The following is a 23,318-nucleotide window of genomic DNA, read 5'->3' as shown; positions in this document are numbered from 1 at the left end:
GTTAAAACGCAAATATATACCCAAACAACTTCGAGTTGCAGATAGGCGGCAAGTGAGTGAGTCCCCATGAGCATAGACAAACTATGTGATTGGGGTGAACGAACGTCGTCAACACCGCTGCAGCTTAAAGTAGGAAGGGTATAGATGGAGCAAGTGATAATTTAATGTTGGATTTCATTCAATTAAATTGAGCTGCTCACCATATGAGCACTGGATTAAGCCGTAGCATCCTCAATAATTAGAATTTCATGCGGAAAAATAACTGCGACTGAGTAAGGCTGAGCTGACCACTTGGCATAAGAGGACAGTTGAGTATGGAGAATAAATTACCTATTATGCTTCAGTGGGTGGTTTTTTGTTCATGGAGGGAGTTTGAGATGATTAACAAGAAGTTTTTAAAAACTAAGGACGAAGTGGAAGTCACGTTTGAATATGCTGCACCACAGGCTATCTGTGAAGTGGCAATCGTAGCCGATTTTTTAGATTGGCAACCAGTACCGATGAAGAAAGCCGTCAAATCGAGCACCTTTAAATTTAAAGCGCGCTTACCGAAAAATAGCCAATTTGAGTTTCGCTATCTGCTCGATAATCAGCAGTGGATCAACGATCCTGAAGTTGAAAACTATGTGGCTAATGGTTTTGGGCAAGAAAACGGCGTGTTTACGACTTACGCTTAGTCTAATGCGCATTAAATCGGTTATTAGTGGTTACGGTGAATGAAAGTATTTCTAGCTGGAACCGAAAAAATTCACCAATAACTAACTTATTGCCACCACACAAAATATGGTCTTTTTGAAAGGCACAAGCGTGCCTTTTTTACGCCTAATTGACCAAAGCACAGGTGACAAATTGACCTGAAACCCTTACCCTTAGCGGAATTTTGTTTTTTTCCACAGGTACATTAGTGATACATAAATCTATTGTTTTGCGGCTTTCTGAGCTTTCCATGGGCAAGAAAGCGACATTGCTAGGTTTGCCGCTTTTGGCTGTGGCTGCGTTATCCTCTTCGCTCAATAGTCCCACGCGTCAGCAGACGATTGCTTTGTCACTCCCTGAATCGCCCAGCGTTGCGTTTCCCGTTACCGAGCCTGTTACTGTAGTGGTTAAGATTGCTCATCCGGATTATGAATACGCAGTCAAACCCGGTGATAATTTAAGTATGATTTTTAGTCAGCTTGGCTTTGCATATTCCGAGTTGATGAAAATTATGGAGACTGATCTCGACTATCTTGCTCTGGATACGATAAGACCGGGTAACGTGCTGCGTTTTTGGAAAGGCAGTGGCAATACCTTATCCAAAATGGAGTTGGAATTTAGTCTGGTTGATCGCGCGGTGTACACCCGTTTAGCTGACGGTAGCTACGAATTTGAAGATCGTAAAATTCCAGGCACTTGGAAAGTAGAGCCGTTGATCGGTGAAGTGAATGGTAGTTTTTCGCTGTCTGCCAATCGTGCTGGATTAGGCGTAGCAGATGTCGAGCAGATTGTGACCCTACTGAAAGACAAGATCAATCTCGGACGTGATCTGCGCCGTGGCGATCGTTTTGAAGTGGTATTGTCTCGCCAGATGGTGGGTGACAAACTGACCGGTAATTCTGAGATCCAAGCGATTAAGATTTTTAACCGAGGCAACGAAATCACGGCGTATTTGCATCAAGATGGTCAATATTACGATAAAAATGGTGACAGTTTACAGCGCGCTTTTCAGCGTTACCCTGTTGATAGTAAATGGCGAATTTCTTCAAACTTTGATCCTAAGCGCCGCCATCCGGTAACCAAGCGGGTTGCTCCGCACAACGGTACCGATTTTGCGATGCCGATTGGTACCAATGTATACTCTTCTGGTGACGGTGTGGTCGTTATGACACGCAACCATCCTTATGCGGGTAACTATGTGGTGGTACAGCATGGCGGCACTTATATGACCCGCTATTTACACTTGAGCAAAATTTTGGTCAAGAAAGGCCAGAAAGTTTCACGTGGTCAGCGGATCGGTTTGTCAGGTAATACTGGACGAGTCACTGGGCCCCATCTGCATTATGAGTTAATTGTACGCGGTCGCCCAGTTAATGCGATGAAAGCCAATGTCCCCATGGCCAGTTCAGTTCCGAAGAAAGAGATGGCGCAGTTTATTGCCAAACGTAGAGAACTGGATCAACTGCTCGCCAATCAAGATAGCCTGCTTGCGGCGCGTTAGCTAAACGACCTGCACTATAGCTAGGTTGTATCACCCTACGCTATAACCAAGCCGCTAGCTGGGGCTTGGTTATTTTTTTGTTATCTACTGCCACTTTATTTTTAAAATACCTATCCGAATTTTCAAAATATCGATCCGCTGCAGTTTCAAGTAGGAAGGGTAGAGCAGTGGGATAATCGAGTGCGTTGACCTGCAACGCTCAGTGGTTTGGGTGTATAATCGCGGCCGATTATCATCAGTCAGCACATTTCTACGGGGAAACACATGCAACACAGTCAATTCGAAGCCTTAGTCAAACTTTTATGTCAGCAAGCGAGTTTGCCACAGGCTCTAGAGCTGCTAAAAAATAATGAAGATCAGACCATTGCTGAAGTGGCGCAGTCATTGTCTGGCCAGTTTGCTGTCGCGGAAGTGGAGGGTGAACAACGCATTTACCATGTCACCACTGAAATTGATGAGCAAGGTGTTGAGCAAGAGTACGTCGAGCACATTATGAATGAAGGGGATGATGTGGTGAAATTTGTCGCTTGGTTCTTTGAGAGCGGATTTGATATCAAAGCTAAGCAAGTTTACCAAGCCGCTGGTAAAACCTACCAGCAACCCAAGCGGCACTAGCTTGGATTAAAAAATTGTAATAAAACTACAAAATAGTGTGATATGGCTCTTGTTTTTCTATTTTTCGCTGTTATATTGATCGAAAAATGTCACTCAACCAACAAGAGGCATAACGATGAACAATGAATTCGGTTTGGCTTACTTAGGTCAAATGATGGTTAAGCAAACGATGGATCAAGATCAGTTTGTGAAACCTAAAGCGAAAAAACGCTCTTTGCTGCAACGTATCCGCCGCAAACTCAGCCGTTAATTCGGTATCCAGCTAATCATTCAGCGCCCCGCACCAATCGCGGGGCGCTGTTGTATATGCGGCCGGCATTTTTATGGCTGCACTGACTAGTCGCAAGCGATGGGCTGCAGTAAGCGATGGATTGTGCAAAGCGGCTTACAAAGCAAAAAGGCCAAGCATTCGCTTGGCCAAATTTGGACAATAAATTTTGGTTAAGCGCTAGGCTTAGAAATCGTAGCGTAGACCCAGACGAATGGTGTCTTCTTTATTGTCACGATTATCCATTTTGTAAGCTGCATAAGAGCGGAAGTTTTTCGAGAAATCGTAACGACCAGTCAGCTCAAAGAAATCCGCTTCTTCTTTAGTGACATTAGCGGTTTCGGTTTCTTGGTTTTGGTAAGCCGCAATTACACGGAACTGTTTGGTCAATTTGTACTGCGCTGCAGCTTCAATCCCAGTAAATTCAGTGGTGTCATTTTTATCACCCATGGTGTAGGTGGTACCGAAGTACAGATCGCCCATGGTGTAACCGAGACCAGCAATAATTTGATCCGCTGAACCTTTGTTCTCACCGAGATCATTGGCCGCGTAGCCTAAACCCAGATCTAAACCAAATGGTGCTGAGTACACCGCTGACAGGGCAAAGCCATCAGCATCTTTCACGTCATCTGCAATGTAGCTGGCTTGCAGTTTTAAGCTCTCTAGCGTGTAGCCATAAGCAATGGTGTTGTTGATCTGCTCGTTACCCGCATTGATGAAAGCTTTTTGATCACCGGTAAAGGTGCCGATATCGGAGATATTCGAGATTTGGACCCCTGCGGTATCTTGGCGGCCAAATGACAGGCTGCCAAAGTCGCCTTTCATACCCACATACATGTAGCGCTGTTTAAATGAGGTTTCTTGATCTGCTTTTTCTGTTGCACCAGCTGAAGAACCGACACCTTGCTCTGCTTCCCAGAAGCCAAAGCCTTTCATGCCAGCACCAATATCGGTTTCGCCGGCCACATTTAAACGCACGCGGCTTTTGTTCGCCATAGTGCCGTCAATGTCATTGCCGAAATCACCACGGAACTCTAAACGACCACCGACTTTCAGTGAGGTGCCGTCTGCATCATAAACCGTCGCTGCCAAACTAGAGCCCGATACCACTGCTGAAAGAATCGCTACTGCAATTGCTGTTTTTTTCATTTTTATACCCTATTTATTTGAATTGAGCTTTACTGCCCGACTTGTGATGTGGCTAAGGTACTGACTAAAAATGAAAAACGCGTTGCTATTCCATGACGTTTTGGTTGAGGTTTTATGGCGCGCGGATGACAGAAATATGGCGTAACCATGACAGTTACGCCATTTTAGGCTAGCGATAGCTTGGCTTAGGGTTATAGGTTATAGGTTATAGGGCGTGGCCATTGACGCTCAATTGCACATCAATATTGCCGCGTACCGCATTCGAGTAAGGGCACACTTGATGGGCAAGGGTGACTAAGTGTTTGGCTTGTTCGTCGTCTAAAGCAATGTGGACGGCAAGTTCCACAGTCAGCGCAAAGCCACCTTGGCCGTTAGGGCCGATCCCAACGGTTGCGGTCACTGGCGCTTGTTTTAAGCTCACTTTATTTTCTCGTGCAACGTGTAAAACGGCGTTAGAAAAACAGGCCGCGTAACCGGCGGCAAATAATTGCTCTGGGTTGGTGGCCGTACCGCTTCCGCCCATCTCTTTGGGGTAGCTGAGGTTGAGTTCAAGCAATTTGTCATCGGTGCTGACAACGCCGTTACGTCCGGCAGAGGCGGTGGCTGAAGTTTGATACAGAGTAGTCATGAGTATTCCTTAATATTGGTTGTGTGCAATCTAATTTTTAGCAATCATAGCTCGAATCTTTCGTTGTTTGCAAGTATATTGTGCGCAATTTAGTTTTAAGGTTCACAAGATCAAGGTTCATTATGTCAACATCCAATCTGTCAACGTCCAAACTGGGTCACCAAGCTCCTGACCATAATCCACTCTTGCTCGACAATCAGGTCTGTTTTGCACTTTACCGCGCATCGAATGCGGTGATCCGTGCCTATCGGCCACTGCTGGATGAGCTGGATCTTACCTATTCACAATATCTGGTCTTGCTGGTGCTGTGGCAACAAAATGGGATCAATGTCAAAGATCTTGGGGTTAAGCTCCATCTCGATTCGGGCACGCTCACTCCATTGCTCAAGCGTTTAGAAACGAAAGGCATGGTTGAGCGACGTCGTAGCCGCACTGACGAGCGGGTCCGCGAGATGTTTTTAACGCCAGCCGGTAGTGAGCTACAACAGCAGGCGCGTTCGGTACCTCATGCCCTGCTAGGTAAATTTGATCTCAGTATTGATGAGTTGGTGAGTCTTAAATCCCTGTGTGAGAAAATTATGCATGGTCTTGATTAGGTTCAGTAATGAATCAGATCCAGTGCACATTTTTCAGCATGCTATGACTCAATGCTGAGCAGTTTATTGGCCGCTGATTTAGAATCGCCGCTTTGTGTCTGGTCAAGGAAGAGAGATGAGTCATATTAAATTTGCCGATCGACGTTTAGCGGTAGGTAAAGTACTGTGTGTCGGGCGTAATTATGTCGAGCATATTCAGGAACTGGATAATCGTCTACCTGAGCATATGGTGCTGTTTCATAAACCCTCATCGGCGGTAACTGACCAGTTGCGATCTTTTCATCAAGAGCCTTTGCACTATGAAGCGGAGATCTGTTTTGTGGTCGAACAAGGGCAGTATGTTGGGGTGGGGATCGGGCTAGATTTGACGAAGCGAGCGCTGCAAACTTACCTCAAACAGCAAGGGCTGCCGTGGGAGCGCGCTAAAGCGTTTGATGGTGCGGCGGTGTTGAGCCGATTTATACCACTTGCAGGATTGGAGATCAGCGAGCTGAACTTAGAGCTGTTGATCAATTGCGTGCGGGTACAAAAAGGCCATGTACAGCAGATGCTCTATTCTCCATCTGAGATACTCCAGCAACTAAAAAGTTATTTGAGCTTAGATGATGGGGATGTGGTGATGACGGGTACCCCGCAAGGGGTGGGCGTGGTGCAGGCTGGGGATCGTTTTGTCGCTCGGCTTAAATGTGCTGAACGCACCTTGCTGGAAGTGGAGTGGCTCGCTGACTAGCTGAGGCAGCGCTGGCGATTTTTCGCTACAAAGCAAACGGATTAGATGATTTTATCACTAGAAATCAGCCTATCTGTTCGATAAAATCCGCCGCTTTGCTATTTCCACAAGATTTTGAACATGATTGATGTTGCTGTATTACCCGTCTATCTCACCGCGGTACTGGCACTTTTGCTGATCCCGGGACCCGATATGTTGCTGATTGCTAGCTCAAGTATCAGCTACGGACGCCGAGTGGGGCTATTTGCCAGCTTAGGCAATGCCACATCAGGGATGATTTTAACCGCGTTGGCCGCTTTAGGAGTGGCAGCATTGATTGCCATGAATCCGTGGGCGCTCAAGCTATTAAATTTATTGGGTGGCGGCTATTTGCTGAAAATGGCGTGGGATTGCTTGCGCGCTGAGGCGCAGAAAGCCCCTGATTTAGCCGCTGTGCATGGGGTGGCGAAAACCTTTTATCAGCGTGCATTAGTCAGCAATTTACTCAATCCGAAAGCTTTGCTGTTTTTTGTGCTGTTTTTGCCGCAGTTTGTGTCGCCGAATATTGCTGCCAGCTCTGCGCAGCAGATGCTGGCGCTTGGGCTGATGCTCAATCTGTGCGGCTTGCTGTTTAATTTACTGCTGGTTGGCCTAGTTGGGGTATGTGGGCGCTCACTGCTCGATAATCAGCGTTTTCGCACTTATCAACATAAAGTGATGGGCGGCGTATTTTTGCTACTGGCAGTGTGGATGCTCAGTGGCCTGCTGGCGTCATGGTAAATTCTACGCGGCGGAATGGGTGAGAAGCCGGAGCCTGTGACAAGAGTGAATTAGCCATTTCGCCATAAACCCTCGCCCGATGAGGGCGAGGATATCAGTGAGACTTGGTTTGGCGGCAGCCCATGATAAGAGCTGCCGATTGCGAATTGACTGATTGTAAGTTGACTGATTCGGCGGCGGTTTACACTACAAGCGCCGAGACAAGGCCGATCAGGCCACCAAACACTCCGCCCCAAATCACCAACCAGCCAAGATGTTGTTTAATCATATTTTGCACGATTTGTTTGACCAGTTGCGGAGTCAGCTCATTTAAGCGCTGATTAATAATCGCCTCGATATTGGTTTTGATCTCATCAAGCATATTTGGTGACTGCACCTGATCTTTTAACGCCTCACGTACCGCCTCGCTGTGACTGATCTCAAGCATCGCTTGCTGCATTTTTTCCACAAACGGCTGTTTGAGTGGTTCAAGCACTTGCGCGCCACCAAACATCGCCAGCATGCCACCAAATGACGATTGACCAATCACTTCGATCAGTGAATCAAAGGTGGGATTGAAATCGACTTTGGCGATCACCGGTTGCAAATCGAGACTGATTGCGCCATTCATTTCCTGATTTAGAAAGCGGTCGATATTGGCATTGGTAAAAAATTGCTCCATCATCAATTGCTTAATTGCTAGCTTGAACTCTTCAAATCGGGCCGGGATCACCCCAGAGCCGTACAGCCCTGGCACTTTTTCAAACAGCATATGGACGGCAAGCCAGTTGGTAATTGCGCCGGAGAAGGCAAAGAGTCCCGCGTAAAATAGGTAACTGTTGGCCAGCCCGTGGCCTGCGCCCATTACCGCCAGCGCAATAATATTGGTGATCAAACTTTTGTTCATGGTGTTCTCTTGGTCAGGCAACCGCCGCGTATCGCTATAGGCGCATTGCGTTTAGGTTAATTAATCGAAAAGTAGCGGAATTTTAAGCATCTATTTCATCATCACCAATGAAGCCACCAGTTTGATGCGCCCACAGGTGAGCATAAATACCGTTTTGCGCAATCAATTCATGGTGTGAACCTTGCTCTACAATCTGGCCTTTATCGAGCACAATCAGGCGATCCATTGCTGCGATGGTGGAAAGACGGTGCGCAATCGCAATCACGGTTTTACCTTGCATTAGCTCATTAAGACTCTCTTGGATCGCCGCTTCCACTTCGGAATCAAGCGCCGAGGTCGCTTCATCGAGGATTAGCAGGGGGGCATCTTTCAGTAACACGCGCGAAATTGCGACGCGTTGCCGTTGCCCACCCGACAGTTTGACTCCGCGTTCGCCAACTTGCGCATCGTAGCCGGTATTACCGTGTGGATCGGTTAAACCGAGAATAAATTCATGCGCGTGGGCTTGCGCAGTGGCATTGAGTAACTGCTGCTCAGTGGCGTTGGGATTGCCATACAAAATATTGTCGCGGATCGAGCGGTGCAGCAGTGAAGTATCTTGGGTAACCAGCCCAATTTTGCTGCGCAGCGACTCTTGGGTGATCTGATCAATTGGTTGTCCATCAATTAAAATAGTGCCGCTTTCTAGATCGTGAAAACGCAGCAGCAAATTGACCAAGGTTGATTTGCCCGCGCCGGAGCGGCCGACTAAGCCGACTTTTTCTCCCGGTTTAATCGCTAAATTAAGATGGTTGATCACGCCTTTGTTTTCGCCGTAGTGAAAACTTACATCATCAAAGGTGATCGCGCCTTGTTTGACCTCTAAAGGCTTGGCGTTGGGTTGATCGGTCACGGCGATCGGCTGGCTGAGCATGGTCATGCCATCGACTACAGTGCCGATATTTTCAAACAGCGCGCTGACTTCCCACATGATCCACTTCGACATGCCGTTGATACGCAGTGATAAACTGACTGCGACCGCAATCGCGCCGATGCTGATCGCACTGGTGGTCCAAAGGTAAATCGACAATCCGGCAATACTAAACACCAGCAGATAGTTGGCCATTTCGACCCAAATATTAAAGCTGGTCACCAAGCGCATTTGGCGATGAACGGTGCCGAGAAAATCTTGCATACCTTGCTCGGCGTATTGGGTTTCCCGTTGGCTATGGGAAAAGAGCTTGACCGTCATGATATTGGTGTAGCTATCGACAATCCGTCCGCTCATCAATGAGCGCGCATCGGCTTGCTCAGAGGCCACCCGTTTTAGTTTTGGTACATAGTGCAGTTGTACCGTGATGTAGATGGTCAGCCACAGCAGCATCGGCAGCATTAAACGCCAATCCGCTTGGGCCAAAATCACCACAATCGCGGTGAAGTAGACCAGCACATACACAAATACATCGAGGCTTTTCATCACCGTTTCCCGCACCGCCAGCGCGGTTTGCATCACCTTGGTTGAGATGCGTCCAGCAAACTCATCTTGATAAAATGCCACGCTCTGTTTGAGCAGATAACGGTGCGCTAACCAGCGGATCGACATCGGATAGTTGCCGAGCAAGGATTGATGGATCAGTAGCGAATAGAGCGCGATCAACAGCGGCATACCGACCAGCACCAGCAAACCAAGTCCAATTAACGTGGTTTGATTTTCGGCTAAAAAGGTGTCTGGTTGGCTAGTCGAAAGCCAGTCAACCAACTGTCCCATAAAACCGAACAGGGAGACTTCAATAATCGCAATCGAGGTACTGAGCAGTGCCATCACCAATAAAGGCTTTTCGAAACCGCGAGTATAGTGGCGACAAAATGCCCACAATGTATTTGGTGGACGTTGGGGTTCACCTGTGGGGAAGGGTTCGGTGAAACCTTCAAATAACTTAAACATCTGAAAATCCTTGCGGTGAAGTGGGCGGTGGCTAGGGAGAGCTTGCGTTACGGCGTCCGCCAGTCGGTGATTTTTTTGTGCAAACGCCAGCAGTATAGCGTTATCCCTTAGCGACTTGAAGTTGCAAGCGGGTATTCGTGGGTAGACTTTTATATCAACACTGATTGGCGTTGATTGGGCTTATCATGGTAAAGTCGCGCCCCTTTGGTTTTGTTCGCTGGCTATCATTTATAGTAGGTTACCCATGTCATTTTCTTCTCTCGCGTTAAGCGTTGATGTCATCCAAGCTCTGCCTCAAGCGATCACCCAGCCGACAGCTATTCAAAGTTTGGTGATCCCTGCCATGTTAACGGGCAAGGATGTGTTGGCGTTGGCGAATACGGGAAGTGGTAAAACCTTGGCTTACGGTCTGCCTCTGCTGGATCGCTTAAAAACCAGCCCTGAGCAGCAAGCCTTGGTGTTGGTCCCCACCCGTGAATTAGCCATGCAGGTGAGCGAAGTACTCATTCAGGTTGGTACACCGTTAGGGCTGAACACGCTCTGCTTGTGTGGTGGGGTAGATAAAGCTGAACAGCAAAATGCACTGGCTGAGGATCCGAATATTCTGGTCGCGACCTGCGGACGTTTGCTCGATTTAACCCAAAGTGGACTCAGCCTGAACCGCGTAACCACGCTGGTGTTAGACGAAGCGGATCGTCTGCTCGATATGGGCTTTTGGCCGCAAGTGCAAGCGCTCGCAGGCCAAACCGCTAGCGTGCGCCAAACCGTAATGTGTTCCGCGACCTTTGCTGATGAACTAAAACTCAAAGCGCAGCCATTGATGCATGCACCAACCCAAGTCTCTGTTAATCCTGAGAACAGCATTAACCCAGCGGTGCAAGAAACGCTGTATTTGGTCAACAAAGGCAGCAAAACCCAAGCCTTGATTGCGCTGTTAAAACAGCATGCATGGCCGCAAGTATTGGTGTTTATTGGTGCCAAAGACAACGCGGATAGTTTGACCAAAAAGCTCAACAAAGCCGGATTGGTGGCGAACGCGCTACATGGCGATAAAAGTCAAACAGAACGTGAAGCGGCACTGGCGGAGTTTAAACACGGTCAAACTCAAGTATTAATTGCCACGGATTTACTGGCGCGCGGCATTCATATTGAGCAGCTACCAGTGGTGATCAACTTTGAGTTGCCGATGCACGCCGAAACCTATGTGCATCGGATTGGTCGTACTGCTAGAGCGGGTCAACAAGGTATTGCGCTCTCGTTAGTGTGTTATGGAGAAATGGATGCGTTAAATGCCATTCGTTGTTTGACCCAACGCGATTTAGCAGTACAGGATTTAGAGGGTTTCCCAGTGACCGATCAGCCTGCAACCGGCGAGAGCAAACGCGCCGCGCGTGATAAACAAGCCAATCGTCGCACGCAAAATAAGCACAGTGCCAAACAGTTTCAGAGCAAAGTTAAGCGTTAATCTGCGTGGTGAGTGAGACTGGAAACTGTGCAGTGATGGGATCAATTTAAGCGCTGCTTACTACCTAATCCGGCATGATCAAAAAAGCCGTTTGACGGCTTTAAATAGCGTTAAACGGCTGGTTGGTATCGGATCGTGAGTATGGTAGTGACTTAGCCTGCGAGTGAATGCTTACTCAGTAAACAGTTACACGTAGTAAGCTTCTACCGTACCTTTAAGCTGGATCAGCATTGGGTTGCCGTAACGATCTTTCGCTTTTGGCGATGGAATTTTAATCCAGCCTTCGCTGATGCAGTACTCTTCAACATCGCTGCGTTCTTTGCCGTTAAAACGAATGCCAATTGGGTGCTCAAAGCACTCTTTAACGAAAAATGGGCTACGCGAGTTGCCGGCTAGGCGATCGGGTAGTGCGGGTTTTGCGGTAGTGTCGTTCATTGTATGTGACCTGAAGCGAGAAAAGTGCGCCATTGTAGACAGAGCTTGCCGATGGTTCAAGTGATGCGCCAATATCGATGCTTGGTAAGTCAACATCCGCTGTATCTGCGGCAGTTTTGGTATCCGGTAAAAAATAGAACGCCGACCCGATCGGCGTTCAACAATACCTTTAAGCCGATTTTAGTTTGGGTTGACAGTACAAAATCGACATCGATACTGGCAGCTGCAAAATTTCGCCTTGGACATGCCCATGCACGGCATGACGCATGTTGGTATCACAAATCCATCGCCACTCTTGTCGGCGATCTTTCGGTAGCATAAAACGCGCGGGCGCATTGGTTTGGTTAATTAAATACAGCATTTCTGGCCCATCACTGCCAATACCAATGTGCAGCGCGACCGAGGAAAGTTGGTTCCAATCGTCGATCTCCATTGGATTACCATCGACCCGCAACCAAGCCACTCGATTGCGATTACGGCTGTCGCCACTAAATGCGCGAATAAACGGCACCATATAGGTTTGCCTTGCTGCCACCATGTGCGCTAGCCATTGCCGAAAATCTTGTTTGGTTTCGTTGTGTTCCCAGTTTAACCAGCAGATATCGTTGTCCTGACAATAGGCGTTGTTGTTGCCTTGTTGGGTATGAGAAAGCACATCCGCCATCAGAATATGTGGAATGCCAAACGCAAACAGTAAACTGGCCATCAAATTTCGTTTTTGCCGTTCACGAATGGCACGAATGGTGAGGTTGTCGATTTCCCCTTCAAAACCATAATTGTCTGAGCGGTTATCTCCGTGCCCATCGCGGTTCTCTTCACCATTCTGTTCGTTATGTTTGTATTTATACGACACTAAATCCTGCAAAGTGAAACCATCATGATAAGTGATGTAATTGACCGTCAGTTTATAAGGCCAATTGGAAGCACTGTAGAGATCACGCGAACCCATCAAGCGAGTGGCGAACTCTTTTAAAAAACCCAGATCACCGCGCCAGAAACTGCGCATAATATCTCGCAGCTTGTCATTGGTTTCGTTCCAACCAAAGGGGAAATTACCCACTTGGTAACCATTGGGGCCGATATCCCAAGGCTCGGCGATCAGTTTGACTTCGCGCAGTACCGGATCTTGCGCTACGGCTTTGAAAAAGGCCGCTTCTTTGCTGAATTCATCGCCTCGGCGACCGAGTGTGGCGGCCAAATCAAACCGAAAGCCATCAACCTGATATTCGGTGACCCAGCAGCGCAAGCTATCCATCACTAAGTTGAGCGCGGCTTGATTGGCCAGATCAACCGTATTACCGCATCCGGTGTAATTGGCGTAGTTATCACCATGATGCAGATAGTAGTTGGGATCGAGTGCTTTAAGGTTGAACACCGCCCCATTAGCACCCCCTTCGGCGGTGTGGTTGTACACCACATCCAAAATCACCTGAATACCGTGGCGATGTAATTCGCGGATGGTGGTTTTTAATTCGGTGACGGCGTCTTGGCTGGCATAACGCGGATCGGGTGCCATAAACAGATAAGGGTTATAGCCCCAGTAATTGACTTTGTGACTCTCGAGTAGGTGAGGTTCGTGCATACAGGCGGCAATCGGCAACAGTTGCAGCGTATTGATATTCTGTTGGCGATAAAAATCCAGCATCGGTTGGCTCACCAAACCTAAATATTTACCACGCTGGAGGCGGTCAATATCCGGATTGCGTTGCGTTACCCCTTTAACATGGGTTTCAAACAGTACCATCTCATCTTGTGCGATGCGTGGCTTGGCAACATTTTGCCAATCAAACTGTGGCTTGGTGACTACGCATTTAGGCAGATCAAAACTTTTATGGCTATCAAACGGTGGCTCATAATCCAATATTCCCTCGATAGCGCGCGCATAAGGATCGGCGATATAGTGCAATTGATCATTGGTGTGGATTAAATAACCGTACTTCTGGCCAGGACGAATACCGGTGATATAAGTGTGTTTAATACCGGCATATTGATGTTCAAGTTGATGGGTTTCATAGCTGCCATCGGCATAAAACAGTGCCAATAGAATATCTTTATTGGCTGGGGTATAGATGGCGAAGTTACAACCCTCACTATCGAGCGTTGCCCCTAATGGATATGGCGTGGACAGATGTTTTTTCATTTTTAATCGTTGTATTTGCGCACTATTGTTTTAAGTAAAAGGCTTTGTCCTCCTCAGGTCAAGCGCGTGGTCACAAATATTTATCTGTAATTTTATTTCATGGAGTGGAGTGATATAACACTAAAAAGTGATCGCCAATACGTTTTGTATTGGGTTATTTCGAAAGTGGCTAACCTCCTCCCCCAAATAACGTGATCTAAGCTTTAAAAACAACGTACTGCAAATTTTCTCCTCCTTTCTCCTCCCCCCTAAATAAAATTGGGGTGGAGGAAGCCGCTTTTACCCTCGCCACGTAAGCTCATCACAGTTGAAACAACTGGGGACTCGTTCCCATCTTACCTCTCTTTTTAGGCTGTCTATTTTCTGCCTTTGGGCAGCACAACAGAAAAGAGAGCGAAGAATCCAAAATAAAAACCCTAAATGGAGTTAATTATGAAAAAAGTAAGTGTAATTGCTGCCGCAGTGGCTGCCACGCTCGCAGCTGGGTCTGCTTTCGCTGTTGATTTTAATGGCTACTTCCGCGCGGGTACTGGGATTAGTGGTAACGGTAATGCAGATCTCTCTTTCCAAAAGAATGGTATCGGCCGTCTTGGCAATGAAAATGACAACTACTATGAATTTGGTTTTGCCGAAGAGTTAAAAACTGGCGATCAAACATGGAAAGTGGAATCAATGATTGCGCAAGGTAACAATGGCGCAAAAGGTTGGGAAGATGGCGATTTTAACGTAGCACAGTTCAACGTTCAGGCTAAAGGCTTACTTGCTTCTGACCAAGAAGCAGTAATGTGGGCGGGTAAACGCTACTACCAACGTAAAGACATTCACATCACGGACTTCTACTTCCTGAACACTTCTGGTACGGGTGGTGGTATCGAAAACCTTTCCATCGGTAACCAAAAACTGTCTGTTGCTCTGATCCAAGATGGTGAAACAGACAACTCTTCTGGCTACATTTTTGATGCTCGTCTGGCGAATATCGGTCTGTGGGAAAATGCGACTCTTGAATTAGCAGTGGCATACAACTTCGCAACCGAAAAAAACACCAAAACTGAAGATGCTGACAATGGCGTAATGGGTACGGCGATTCTGCATCAAGGTTTGAGCAATGGTTTTAACCAAACTGTATTCCAATATGGTACAGCAGGCTACGGTGCTCAAGTGGCTAACTTCGGGGGTTCGGGTGCTTACTATGGCCGTGGCTCTGTTGACAACAACGATGCAAACGGCTTCCGTCTGTTGAACTGGGGTGTAATTAGCCTAGGCGAAAATTGGGAAATGGGGCATCAATTAGCTTACTTAGCAGGTAGTGACATTGCTGGTCACGATGATAATGGTGCTTACACAGGTAAGAATTTTGATATTAATCAATATTCTGTAGTGGTACGTCCAATGTATAAGTGGAATGACACCATGCGCACTGTGTTTGAAGCGGGATACAATGCGGGTAAGAAAATTAATGACACTGAAAAGGACCCTAACCGTGGTTTAGCTACGGAAGATTTTGGCAATGCTAAATTCACAGTAGCACAAGCTTGGGCTATGGGAGACAGCTTCTGGGCACGTCCTGAACTGCGTGTCTACGGTACTTATCTTCTAGATACTGAAAATGACAAAGCGTTTGGCGATGATGATACTGAGTTTGTAGTGGGTATCCAAGTTGAAGCTTGGTGGTAATTAACCCACTGACCTTTAAAGTTTATTGTCCATAATTCAAATAGCCGATGCAGATCGGCTATTTTTTTCAAGGCTCATATCATATTCAACATGTGAAGTCATAAGACACCCTAGTTTGGGGGTAACGCACAAATTTGTGCGCTTATGGTTTCTTGCCAACAGGTTTGATGAGAGTCTTTAAAAAAATGATAAAAAGGAGTCGTTATGGTGCTTAGAGCTTTATTACTTGGGGGATGTATTGCATTAGCGGGTTGTCAGAGTACAGCTGTTGTTGAGCAAGTAAAGCCTAATACAGGGCAGGAGGTTCAGCAGATTGGGCAATTGCAAGCGACCAAGGTGAAATTACCTAGCACGACTAAGGTGGCGTTGACCAAGGAAACGCAGTATTTGCGCAATCAGGTGATTGCAAGCCCTGTCGCATTGTTTGAGATCCCGGCGGATCGTGGGCAAATGACACTGACGATTACCAGTCAGATTGGCCGTTCGGTATTTTACCCACATGTAATGATTGTTGATGCACAAGGCCAAGTGGTCGAGTCGTTTGATGATTCGGTGTTTGAATACCGTAAGCCGCGTTTACACTTAGGTAACCGTTTAGTGGCAGAGTTAAATTTTTATCCACCACAAGGTTATCAATCTCTATTTGTGTTGGTGTACACCCAGCCGCAAGATTTACAAGAGGTCACATACGTTGCACATCCAGCAAGGATTGATGCGGAGGCGCGCGGCAATCATCTTCCAGAATTGAAAGATATTGCGGTACCTCATGCTTTGACTGGAATGATTGAGTTGGAAGTTTCAGGACCTTCTTTCTTTTCTTTTGTACGCAGTGAAGAACGTCAAGTCACGACTTCTAGCGATAATGCAAAAACAGTGCTGCAAGTCCAGCCGGATACGCAGGCTTATTATTTCTCATCGATAGAGCAAGCCGTTAAAGCAAATGACCTACCTAAAGCCCTCAGCTTATTAGACGAAGCCAAAGCACTCGGTATCGAAGGAGTACAAGAGGTGTTTGTTAAAGCCGTGAATGCTCGTCACTAAACGCTCGTAGTATCAAATGGGTGGCCGATAGCCACCCATTTTTGATCGTGCAGAGTTTCTTGGTGAGACATAGTTTCTCAATCGGATGTACAGTACAATTCAGGCTGTTGTTTTATGGTGGTCCACTGGTTGGTGTGGTGGCAAATACAATCACCCTGTTAGAGAAATTATGAATATTATCGGAATAGCAATTGGTGCGACAGGGTTAACACTGATCCTATTTTTTGTCTGGATGATGGTGTTATCTGCAAGACGTAAACGACTGGAAGCCGAACGTAAAGCGCGCGAAGAAGCCTATCGCAAAGCATTGGAACGTAACCGAGAGCAAGAACGCAAAGAGCGGTTGTTTAAAGCCGAATCGGGGCATATTCCAACCATTTTGTTTTTAGCCAAAGAGGCGGAGCGTAGCAGTTTAAAAGAAGCGCTATTTTGGTATGAGAAAGCGGCTCGGCTGGACAATATTTCAGCCATGTATGGCATAGTGCGTATTTGTCAGCGGATCCGCGATGATGTGATTGCGCAAGAGAAAGCTAAGTTTTGGCAGACTTGCGCTCAGGGCATAGAAGGCGATCTTGTGGCTAAATTTGAAACGGGTGTCGCGTGGCTACATGGTCGCAATATTGAAGTCAATGTTGCGAAAGGGATTGAGCTGATCCAAGCGGCGGCAGAGGCGAATTTGATCGAAGCCATATTGTTTATGGGCGGATGGTGTGTGTCCGCCGATAATATTGCTCCCACGCCGGCCGATTCGACCTTTTGGTATAGCAAAGCGGCCGAAATGGGTAGCGCCGAGGGGATGATGAAGTTTGGATTAAACTTGTTACATGGCGTGGGTGGTGCGAGTGATTTTCCCACGGCGTGCTATTGGCTAGAGCGAGCCTCGGAAAAAGGCCATACTCAAGCGATGTTTCATGCCGGAGAGGCGTGGCTTGATCGTGGTGCTCATGGTAATGCGATTGGCTACATCTGGCTGTTTCTTTCCGCTTCGATGGGCTATGAACCCGCTAAACATTTACGAGATTGGGTGGGCGGTAAATTTGGTGTTGAATCGATCGTTGGTTTGCAATCATTAGCCAAGCCATTGCAACGTAAACTGGCTACCGGTTCAGTGACGAAGCATTCGATTATCCGCGCGTTAAATAAATTGTATAAGCGTCAGATCCCGCTGCCGCTTAAAAGCGAAGAGCTTGACTCTGCTACTGTGCAACCCGTGGAGAGTATTGATGGCTCCCTTGAACCAGGGCCTCAGGCTGATCCCATGGCGTATGAGCGCTCTGAAACGTTAGATTTTTCCCAGCCGATGATTGATAACCGATAAAGCGGGTTTGGGTTGATTTAACCAACCGATTTATTCATCAATATGTTATGGCAGACAACAATGAACGCCCCGAATCTCGGGGCGTTCATTTTTTAGATAGGGTCTTGGATAGGGTTTCGGATGCGCTTGTTACGCAATCCGAGATTGCTTAGCTGAAGCGCAACTTAGAAGCCAACAATATTTTTTGCTTCAAGCTCAGTGAAGTATTTCACGGTTTTCACTTTCAGCTCTTGAGTCGATGGCTCATCACACACAATCACTGATTTAGGATGCAGTTGCAGGGCAGAAACTGTCCATAGGTGGTTAACGCTACCTTCAACTGCCGCTTGCAGTGCGAGCGCTTTGTTGTGGCCAGTAACGAGGATCATGATTTCTTGTGCATCGAGCAGAGTACCAACACCGATGGTCAGGGCGTATTTAGGCACTTGATTGATATCGCCAGCAAAGAAACGAGAATTGGCAATCCGCGTATCTTCGGTCAGAGTTTTGATCCGCGTGCGTGAAGAGAGTGATGATGCAGGTTCGTTAAATGCAATATGCCCATCATTACCAACACCGCCCATGAAGAGGTTAATTTTGCCGTATGATTTGATTTTGTCTTCATAGCGTTGGCATTCTGCTTCTTGATCCGCGGCATTGCCGTTCAATAGATTGATATTTTGTTCTTGAATATCAATATGATTGAAGAAGTTATTGTACATAAACGAGCGGTAAGACTCTGGGTGATCTGCCGCCAGACCTACGTATTCATCCATGTTAAATGTCACTACGTGCTTAAAGCTGACTTTGCCAGCCTTGTGCAATTCGATCAGTGCCTTATAGGTCGCTAGTGGTGTACCGCCAGTTGGCAGTCCTAGTACAAAAGGACGTTCAGCGGTTGGTTGGAACTCGTTGATACGTTTAACGATGTGTGCTGCTGCCCATTGACCAACTTGTGCTGCGGCTTTCAGTGGGATAAGTCTCATGTATTGCCCCTAAATTTCAATTTATGATGTCTTGTGATCCCATCCTATTTGACGCTGTTTTATCGATCAGCAGCGGGGATGGATAAGTTAATTTGCATTATAAAATAAGACCTCAGAAACTGCTATTGTTTTAGGTCAAAAAATCGAGTCTTGAGTCGATCGTATCGTCAATAGTGGTATGTTGAGCCAATATTCAATCGCTTGAGCGGAGCAAATCTGTGGTTTGGTGTTAGCCAATCACATCTCGCCATAAAAAATTCATTTTGAAAATTAAGTTATTTTGTGAGCATTGCTTATCACTGAGCCCTGATCCTGAATCAATTTAGGCGGAGAGGACAACCGTGCTTAAGGTTGGCGATTGATGATTAATAGCGTAGTGATTCAATCAAATATTTGAGGGTCGGTGTCGGTTCGCTGCCTAAATCATCAAATCGAAACTGTGGCTTGATTAACCAACCACGCTCGACCAGCTCATCAATCAAATCAAGATATTGATAGCTGCATTTTCCAACTAACAGATTATCGAGGTTGCGTTTTTGGGCTTGGTGCAAGATGCCGATAAAGCCTTCGAGATAGAGATGATCTTTCGTAAAACCACCGCCACGGTAAACACGGGTGGTGGTGATAAAAGCGCTGTCGCGATCCACACCATATTCATCGGTTAAGTAGCTGAAAGTTTGGTGAAAATTCTGCTCTTTAAGCATTGAATCGACCGCCAATACCCGAGTGGCTAAGGTTTTTAAGCGCTCATGTGACATATAGCCCGCTTTGTATTCAGCCCAAATCGCTAAGCCTTCTTGTGATTCGGTTGCACCGGGCAAGCCGATGGAAAATACTCGCAAAGGCTGCATCCGACCATTGAAGGTGGTAGCTAAGTGCACGCCAATTTCATGCTGGATCAAGCGCTGAATTTCTGCATGTGAATACATCGCTTTACTGTTGAGATACAGGGTAGGTGGCTTTTTACCACTCACCATCGCACGGGCAGCCAATGACGCTGTTGGGGTAATATGGCAATTCATCCCCCACTGCTGAGCTTTTTCCAGCATGATTTGCGCCGCTTGATCTGCGTTATACAGTGGTCCCTGCTCTTCGGCTAACGTTTTGGCGTACAGCAAAAATTTCGCGTTTTCGAGCGCCGTGTGTTTGGGTCGACCATAAAAACGCAGTGAGTTATACAAAAATGCTTCTTGGCCAATGCTGGTTAATAAATCGATTTTTTCATTCAATTTATCCACCATCGATCCATAAAGTTGTTTTAAATCGGGGTCGGAAATGGTGTCAATCGGTAATTGATAGAGCTGCTGTTTGAACTGATTAGCGTTGATCGGTAACTGTTTGTAGCGAAACTCGGGTTTGTAGCGACTGGGTGCCGCTTCAAAGCGTTTTTGCTCGCTATTGAGGTTGGTCGGGTTGACGTATTTAAGCGTTTCGACTTTGCGAGTCAGTTTGGATAACGCATCATCAATCGCCAAAATTGCAGGCTCAATCGATGAACTGAGCATTTTTGATTTACTGATCCGCCGCCGATTATGCTGGCGCTGAAAATAGGCACTGGTTTGACTAAACGCGCTTTTCAAGCCACTGCACAGGGCGTTCAATACCAAAGGGTAAACTGTGCCGCTAGTTTCTTCCATAAACACTTTTTTCACTTCGGTCGGCAGCACTAAAGTGCGATCGAAGTGCGCATTGGTGTGAGCAATCAAATAGCCGCGCCCTTCAAACAGCGCATTGATTTCTGTTTGGTTTTTGATGTGTGGTAGCTGAATTTTGCTTAATTCAGTGCAAAAGCGTTTGACCACCGAGCCCCAACGCTGCATATCGATTTGCGCGGTGCCGACATTAAATACTGGGGTGGGTTTATCTCCCAGTTGCTGATAGTTATAAGCATACATATCGAACACGATCACCATGCCATGCATGGCTTCGAGTTTGCGGATCAAGGCTTCATAGAGCTGATAAAATGCGCTGTGTTTGCGGTGGCTTTCACTGCGCTGTTTATCGCTCAGTGGGCGATTCCAAGCGGATTTGTAGCGAGTGCTGAGGGTTTTGGCGCGATTGAGATCGTATTCGAAACGCGAATCGAGGCCACATAATGTGATCGGCTGTGAGGCGATAAATTGATCGGTGTAAGGCGCTTCTTCTAAATGGCGCTCAGCTTGGCTTAACTGGCACTGTTTGAGCAAATCTTCGCGTAAACGGCTACCAGCATGGATGGCGGTGCAGACCACCGGCAGATAGTTATCCACCTTGATATAGCAGCCTGCTGATTCCAGTGATCCAGCAAAAGGCTGTTCACGCTGGATCAGCGAGAGCATCTCATCAAGCGAATAAACATTGCACACTGGGTTCGACATTTTACCTCCAATAAGGACGCAAATTGTCGTCCATCCATGTCACAATGGCGACCGATGGAATGATCGCCGTCAGAATTAATCTTCTTCTGTTAAGCTCGGTTCATCGTCAGTGTAATCTTCAGTCCCATCTGGCTTATTGCGGCCATTTAAGGTGTGAAAGCGTTTACGACCCCGCGCTAAACGAGTGTATTTCAACCAAGCTTTTTCTAATTTATGCTCGGCTAAATCTGGGTTTTCTAGCACTTTAATGAAATGCTGTTCTTGGTCATTTTCTGGGGTCAGTTCACCACTCTCTAAACCGAGCATGGTATTTCCGTATAGGCTTAAAATCTCTTCTTCTGCCAGAGTAAAATCTCCAGACTTAGCAAAGCCTCTTGGGAACTTTTTAGTATCGAAAAAACGTTTTTTTCCTTGACGAAATGCTGTCTCAGCCATGTCAACCTCATGTGTCTATATTCAACCAGCGTGTAAGCGTGGGTCACGGCGAAAGTTAGGCGTAATCTTAATAAAAGAAAAACAAAAATTTTTTATCGTCATAATACCGCTTCCTTGTTAATCTGCGCGGGTAATATCAGAGGAAACTATATGGACGTAAAAGTCTTTCGCACCTTTCTTGAACTGGCTAAAGTACGCCACTTTGGGCGCGCTGCTGAAAACCTGTATTTGACGCAAGCCGCGGTCAGCGCGCGGATCAAACAACTGGAAAATCATTTTGATGCACAGTTGTTTACCCGAGATCGCAACAACATCAAATTAACTTCGGCGGGCGAACGTTTGGTTGGCTATGCCGAGGTAATGGTGGCGACCCTGCAACAGGCTAAATTTGAATTATCGCTGGAAAGCGGTAAAGCATTACAGCTGACGTTAGGAGGTACGCCCAATATTTGGGATGCGTATTTACAGCACTGTTTGAGTCGGATCACCGATACGTTTGAAGGCTATGGCTTTTTAGCAGAAGTGATGGGACGTGAACAACTCAACCGTGGCTTGTTAGAGCGAACCCTAGATATGGCGTTTGCTTTTGACCCGATCAAAGCGGAAGAGCTGCATTGTAAAAAAGTCGCTGATCTGGTGTTGCTGTTAGTCTCAACTCAGCCGGCGAGTGCACAAAATGTGTTTGAGCATCGCTATGTGTATGTCGATTGGGGCGCTCGATTTGCGTCCGAGCATGCGGATCGTCATCCGAAAGCGCCTGCGCCATTTTTACGTACCTCTACTGCGAGAATTGCACTCGATTTTATTATTGAGAAAGGTGGCAGTGCTTATTTGCCTGAAACTATGGTGCGACCTTTGCTAGAAACCGGTCAGTTATATCCAGTGTCTGAGGTCAATCAATGGCATCGACCTCTCTATCTTAGCTATCGTAAAAATAGCTCATCCATCGAAGCGATTGTACAGGTAGAAAAGCTGATCAAAACACTCGATCCGCTGGAGATGCTGCGGAGTGCCAGCAGCGCTGCGAGTTAGCGGGAGGAGCGAGGCAATGAAATATTTTACCCATTATTCATCTCCGATCGGGCGCATGACTTTGCAAGCCGATCAGCATGCGTTACTTGGGGTATGGTTTGCTACTCAAACCACCCAACCGAGCGATTTAGGTCATGAGAGCCAAACGTGCCCGATTCTCAAGCAAACCATTCAACAACTGAATGAGTATTTTGCGGGTCAGCGCCGCCAATTTGATCTGCCATTGGCGGCTACTGGTACACCATTTCAGCAGTCAGTATGGCGTGGATTGTGCGCGATTCCCTACGGAGCAACCTGCAGCTATCAGCAACTGGCTAAGGCGATAGGTAATCCGCAAGCCGTGCGAGCCGTTGGGGTAGCCAATAGTAAAAACCCACTGTCGATCATTGTGCCTTGCCATCGTGTGATAGGAAAAAATGGCCAATTGACCGGCTATGCGGGCGGTTTAGAGCGCAAAGCATTTCTGCTTGATCTTGAGCAGCGAATAAGCACATAAGCACCGAGTTGGTTTTGAATTAATTATTAATGCTAGCGATCTAGTTGTTGGGTGAATCATTCTTTCATGCTTGTTATTGTTAGCTTAACAAAATAATGTTTTATTTTTAATCAAAAACTCAGCTTTATCATCTAATTGACTTTGATCATTCCCTCTGGCACGCAATTGGTGCACCATAGCGGCCAATTTTTTTCAATCTTATAGAGGT

The 23,318-nt window shown here is 46.7% G+C and carries 22 protein-coding genes; 13 read left to right on the top strand and 9 right to left on the bottom strand.

Annotation, left to right across the window (positions count from 1 at the left end):
• Positions 1 to 377: 377 nt before the first annotated feature.
• The 4 genes from G7083_RS12490 (at position 378) to G7083_RS15330 (ending at position 3,062) form a co-directional block, all read left to right on the top strand.
• Positions 378 to 677, top strand: a complete 300-nt coding sequence (locus G7083_RS12490; protein ID WP_166015169.1) for an isoamylase early set domain-containing protein — start codon at positions 378 to 380, stop codon at positions 675 to 677.
• Positions 678 to 946: 269 nt separating this feature from the next.
• Positions 947 to 2,197: a peptidoglycan DD-metalloendopeptidase family protein gene (locus G7083_RS12485; protein ID WP_166015514.1), complete on the top strand. Its 1,251-nt coding sequence runs from the start codon at positions 947 to 949 to the stop codon at positions 2,195 to 2,197.
• Positions 2,198 to 2,461: 264 nt separating this feature from the next.
• Complete coding sequence (locus tag G7083_RS12480) at positions 2,462 to 2,812, top strand: hypothetical protein (RefSeq protein WP_166015168.1); 351 nt, start codon at positions 2,462 to 2,464, stop codon at positions 2,810 to 2,812.
• Positions 2,813 to 2,927: 115 nt separating this feature from the next.
• Positions 2,928 to 3,062 (top strand): hypothetical protein, encoded by a 135-nt coding sequence (locus G7083_RS15330; protein ID WP_277347146.1) that lies wholly within the window; start codon positions 2,928 to 2,930, stop codon positions 3,060 to 3,062.
• Between the two features lie 204 nt (positions 3,063 to 3,266).
• Here G7083_RS15330 and G7083_RS12475 read toward each other — a convergent pair whose 3' ends face one another.
• Both G7083_RS12475 and G7083_RS12470 read right to left on the bottom strand, forming a co-directional pair.
• Positions 3,267 to 4,229, bottom strand: coding sequence for a porin (locus G7083_RS12475; protein ID WP_166015167.1), 963 nt, complete (start codon positions 4,227 to 4,229; stop codon positions 3,267 to 3,269).
• 205 nt (positions 4,230 to 4,434) lie between these two features.
• Positions 4,435 to 4,857, bottom strand: a complete 423-nt coding sequence (locus G7083_RS12470) for an organic hydroperoxide resistance protein (protein WP_166015166.1) — start codon at positions 4,855 to 4,857, stop codon at positions 4,435 to 4,437.
• 137 nt (positions 4,858 to 4,994) lie between these two features.
• Between G7083_RS12470 and G7083_RS12465 the strand changes: the two genes are divergently transcribed.
• The 3 genes from G7083_RS12465 to G7083_RS12455 all read left to right on the top strand — a co-directional run bounded on the left by G7083_RS12465 (position 4,995) and on the right by G7083_RS12455 (position 6,942).
• On the top strand, positions 4,995 to 5,453 hold the full coding sequence (locus tag G7083_RS12465) for a MarR family transcriptional regulator (protein WP_166015513.1): 459 nt from the start codon (positions 4,995 to 4,997) through the stop codon (positions 5,451 to 5,453).
• 115 nt (positions 5,454 to 5,568) lie between these two features.
• Positions 5,569 to 6,183, top strand: coding sequence for a fumarylacetoacetate hydrolase family protein (locus G7083_RS12460; protein WP_166015165.1), 615 nt, complete (start codon positions 5,569 to 5,571; stop codon positions 6,181 to 6,183).
• Positions 6,184 to 6,303: 120 nt separating this feature from the next.
• Positions 6,304 to 6,942 carry a LysE family translocator gene (locus G7083_RS12455; RefSeq protein ID WP_166015164.1) on the top strand — a complete coding sequence of 213 codons (639 nt, stop codon included), beginning with the start codon at positions 6,304 to 6,306 and terminating at the stop codon, positions 6,940 to 6,942.
• 181 nt (positions 6,943 to 7,123) lie between these two features.
• Here G7083_RS12455 and G7083_RS12450 read toward each other — a convergent pair whose 3' ends face one another.
• Positions 7,124 to 7,828, bottom strand: a complete 705-nt coding sequence (locus G7083_RS12450; protein ID WP_166015163.1) for a DUF445 family protein — start codon at positions 7,826 to 7,828, stop codon at positions 7,124 to 7,126.
• Positions 7,829 to 7,910: 82 nt separating this feature from the next.
• Complete coding sequence (locus G7083_RS12445) at positions 7,911 to 9,752, bottom strand: ABC transporter ATP-binding protein (protein ID WP_166015162.1); 1,842 nt, start codon at positions 9,750 to 9,752, stop codon at positions 7,911 to 7,913.
• Between the two features lie 244 nt (positions 9,753 to 9,996).
• Between G7083_RS12445 and G7083_RS12440 the strand changes: the two genes are divergently transcribed.
• Positions 9,997 to 11,217: a DEAD/DEAH box helicase gene (locus tag G7083_RS12440; protein ID WP_166015161.1), complete on the top strand. Its 1,221-nt coding sequence runs from the start codon at positions 9,997 to 9,999 to the stop codon at positions 11,215 to 11,217.
• Positions 11,218 to 11,403: 186 nt separating this feature from the next.
• On the opposite strand, the gene G7083_RS12435 is transcribed toward G7083_RS12440, so the two are convergent.
• Together G7083_RS12435 and glgX are read right to left on the bottom strand one after the other, a co-directional pair.
• A complete protein-coding gene (locus G7083_RS12435) occupies positions 11,404 to 11,652 on the bottom strand; it encodes a DUF3297 family protein (RefSeq protein WP_166015160.1) in 249 nt (82 codons plus the stop codon).
• A 169-nt stretch (positions 11,653 to 11,821) separates the two neighbouring features.
• A complete protein-coding gene (gene glgX / locus G7083_RS12430; RefSeq protein WP_166015159.1) occupies positions 11,822 to 13,792 on the bottom strand; it encodes a glycogen debranching protein GlgX in 1,971 nt (656 codons plus the stop codon).
• A gap of 432 nt (positions 13,793 to 14,224) precedes the next feature.
• Here glgX and lamB point away from each other — a divergent pair, with 432 nt between their 5' ends.
• The 3 genes from lamB (at position 14,225) to G7083_RS12415 (ending at position 17,825) form a co-directional block, all read left to right on the top strand.
• Complete coding sequence (gene lamB, locus G7083_RS12425; RefSeq protein WP_166015158.1) at positions 14,225 to 15,466, top strand: maltoporin LamB; 1,242 nt, start codon at positions 14,225 to 14,227, stop codon at positions 15,464 to 15,466.
• Positions 15,467 to 15,670: 204 nt separating this feature from the next.
• A complete protein-coding gene (locus G7083_RS12420) occupies positions 15,671 to 16,507 on the top strand; it encodes a MalM family protein (RefSeq protein ID WP_166015157.1) in 837 nt (278 codons plus the stop codon).
• Positions 16,508 to 16,676: 169 nt separating this feature from the next.
• Positions 16,677 to 17,825, top strand: a complete 1,149-nt coding sequence (locus G7083_RS12415; protein ID WP_166015156.1) for an SEL1-like repeat protein — start codon at positions 16,677 to 16,679, stop codon at positions 17,823 to 17,825.
• Positions 17,826 to 17,989: 164 nt separating this feature from the next.
• On the opposite strand, the gene nagB is transcribed toward G7083_RS12415, so the two are convergent.
• From nagB to maoP, 3 genes are all read right to left on the bottom strand, one after another.
• Complete coding sequence (gene nagB, locus G7083_RS12410) at positions 17,990 to 18,790, bottom strand: glucosamine-6-phosphate deaminase (protein ID WP_166015155.1); 801 nt, start codon at positions 18,788 to 18,790, stop codon at positions 17,990 to 17,992.
• A 365-nt stretch (positions 18,791 to 19,155) separates the two neighbouring features.
• The gene (locus G7083_RS12405; RefSeq protein ID WP_166015154.1) at positions 19,156 to 21,147 is read right to left on the bottom strand and encodes a flavohemoglobin expression-modulating QEGLA motif protein; all 1,992 of its coding nucleotides are present in this window, start codon (positions 21,145 to 21,147) and stop codon (positions 19,156 to 19,158) included.
• A 75-nt stretch (positions 21,148 to 21,222) separates the two neighbouring features.
• Positions 21,223 to 21,582 (bottom strand): DUF413 domain-containing protein, encoded by a 360-nt coding sequence (gene maoP / locus G7083_RS12400; protein WP_166015153.1) that lies wholly within the window; start codon positions 21,580 to 21,582, stop codon positions 21,223 to 21,225.
• 150 nt (positions 21,583 to 21,732) lie between these two features.
• On the opposite strand from maoP, the gene G7083_RS12395 reads away from it, so the two are divergent.
• Together G7083_RS12395 and G7083_RS12390 are read left to right on the top strand one after the other, a co-directional pair.
• Positions 21,733 to 22,614 carry a LysR family transcriptional regulator gene (locus tag G7083_RS12395; RefSeq protein ID WP_166015152.1) on the top strand — a complete coding sequence of 294 codons (882 nt, stop codon included), beginning with the start codon at positions 21,733 to 21,735 and terminating at the stop codon, positions 22,612 to 22,614.
• Positions 22,615 to 22,630: 16 nt separating this feature from the next.
• Complete coding sequence (locus tag G7083_RS12390) at positions 22,631 to 23,110, top strand: methylated-DNA--[protein]-cysteine S-methyltransferase (protein WP_166015151.1); 480 nt, start codon at positions 22,631 to 22,633, stop codon at positions 23,108 to 23,110.
• Positions 23,111 to 23,318: the final 208 nt, after the last annotated feature.

This window comes from Vibrio sp. HDW18 (assembly GCF_011306175.1).
Taxonomy (GTDB): Bacteria; Pseudomonadota; Gammaproteobacteria; order Enterobacterales; family Vibrionaceae; genus Vibrio; species Vibrio chanodichtyis.
The sequence above is the reverse complement of the archived record's forward strand: the minus strand, read 5'-3'. Positions and strand labels throughout refer to the sequence as shown.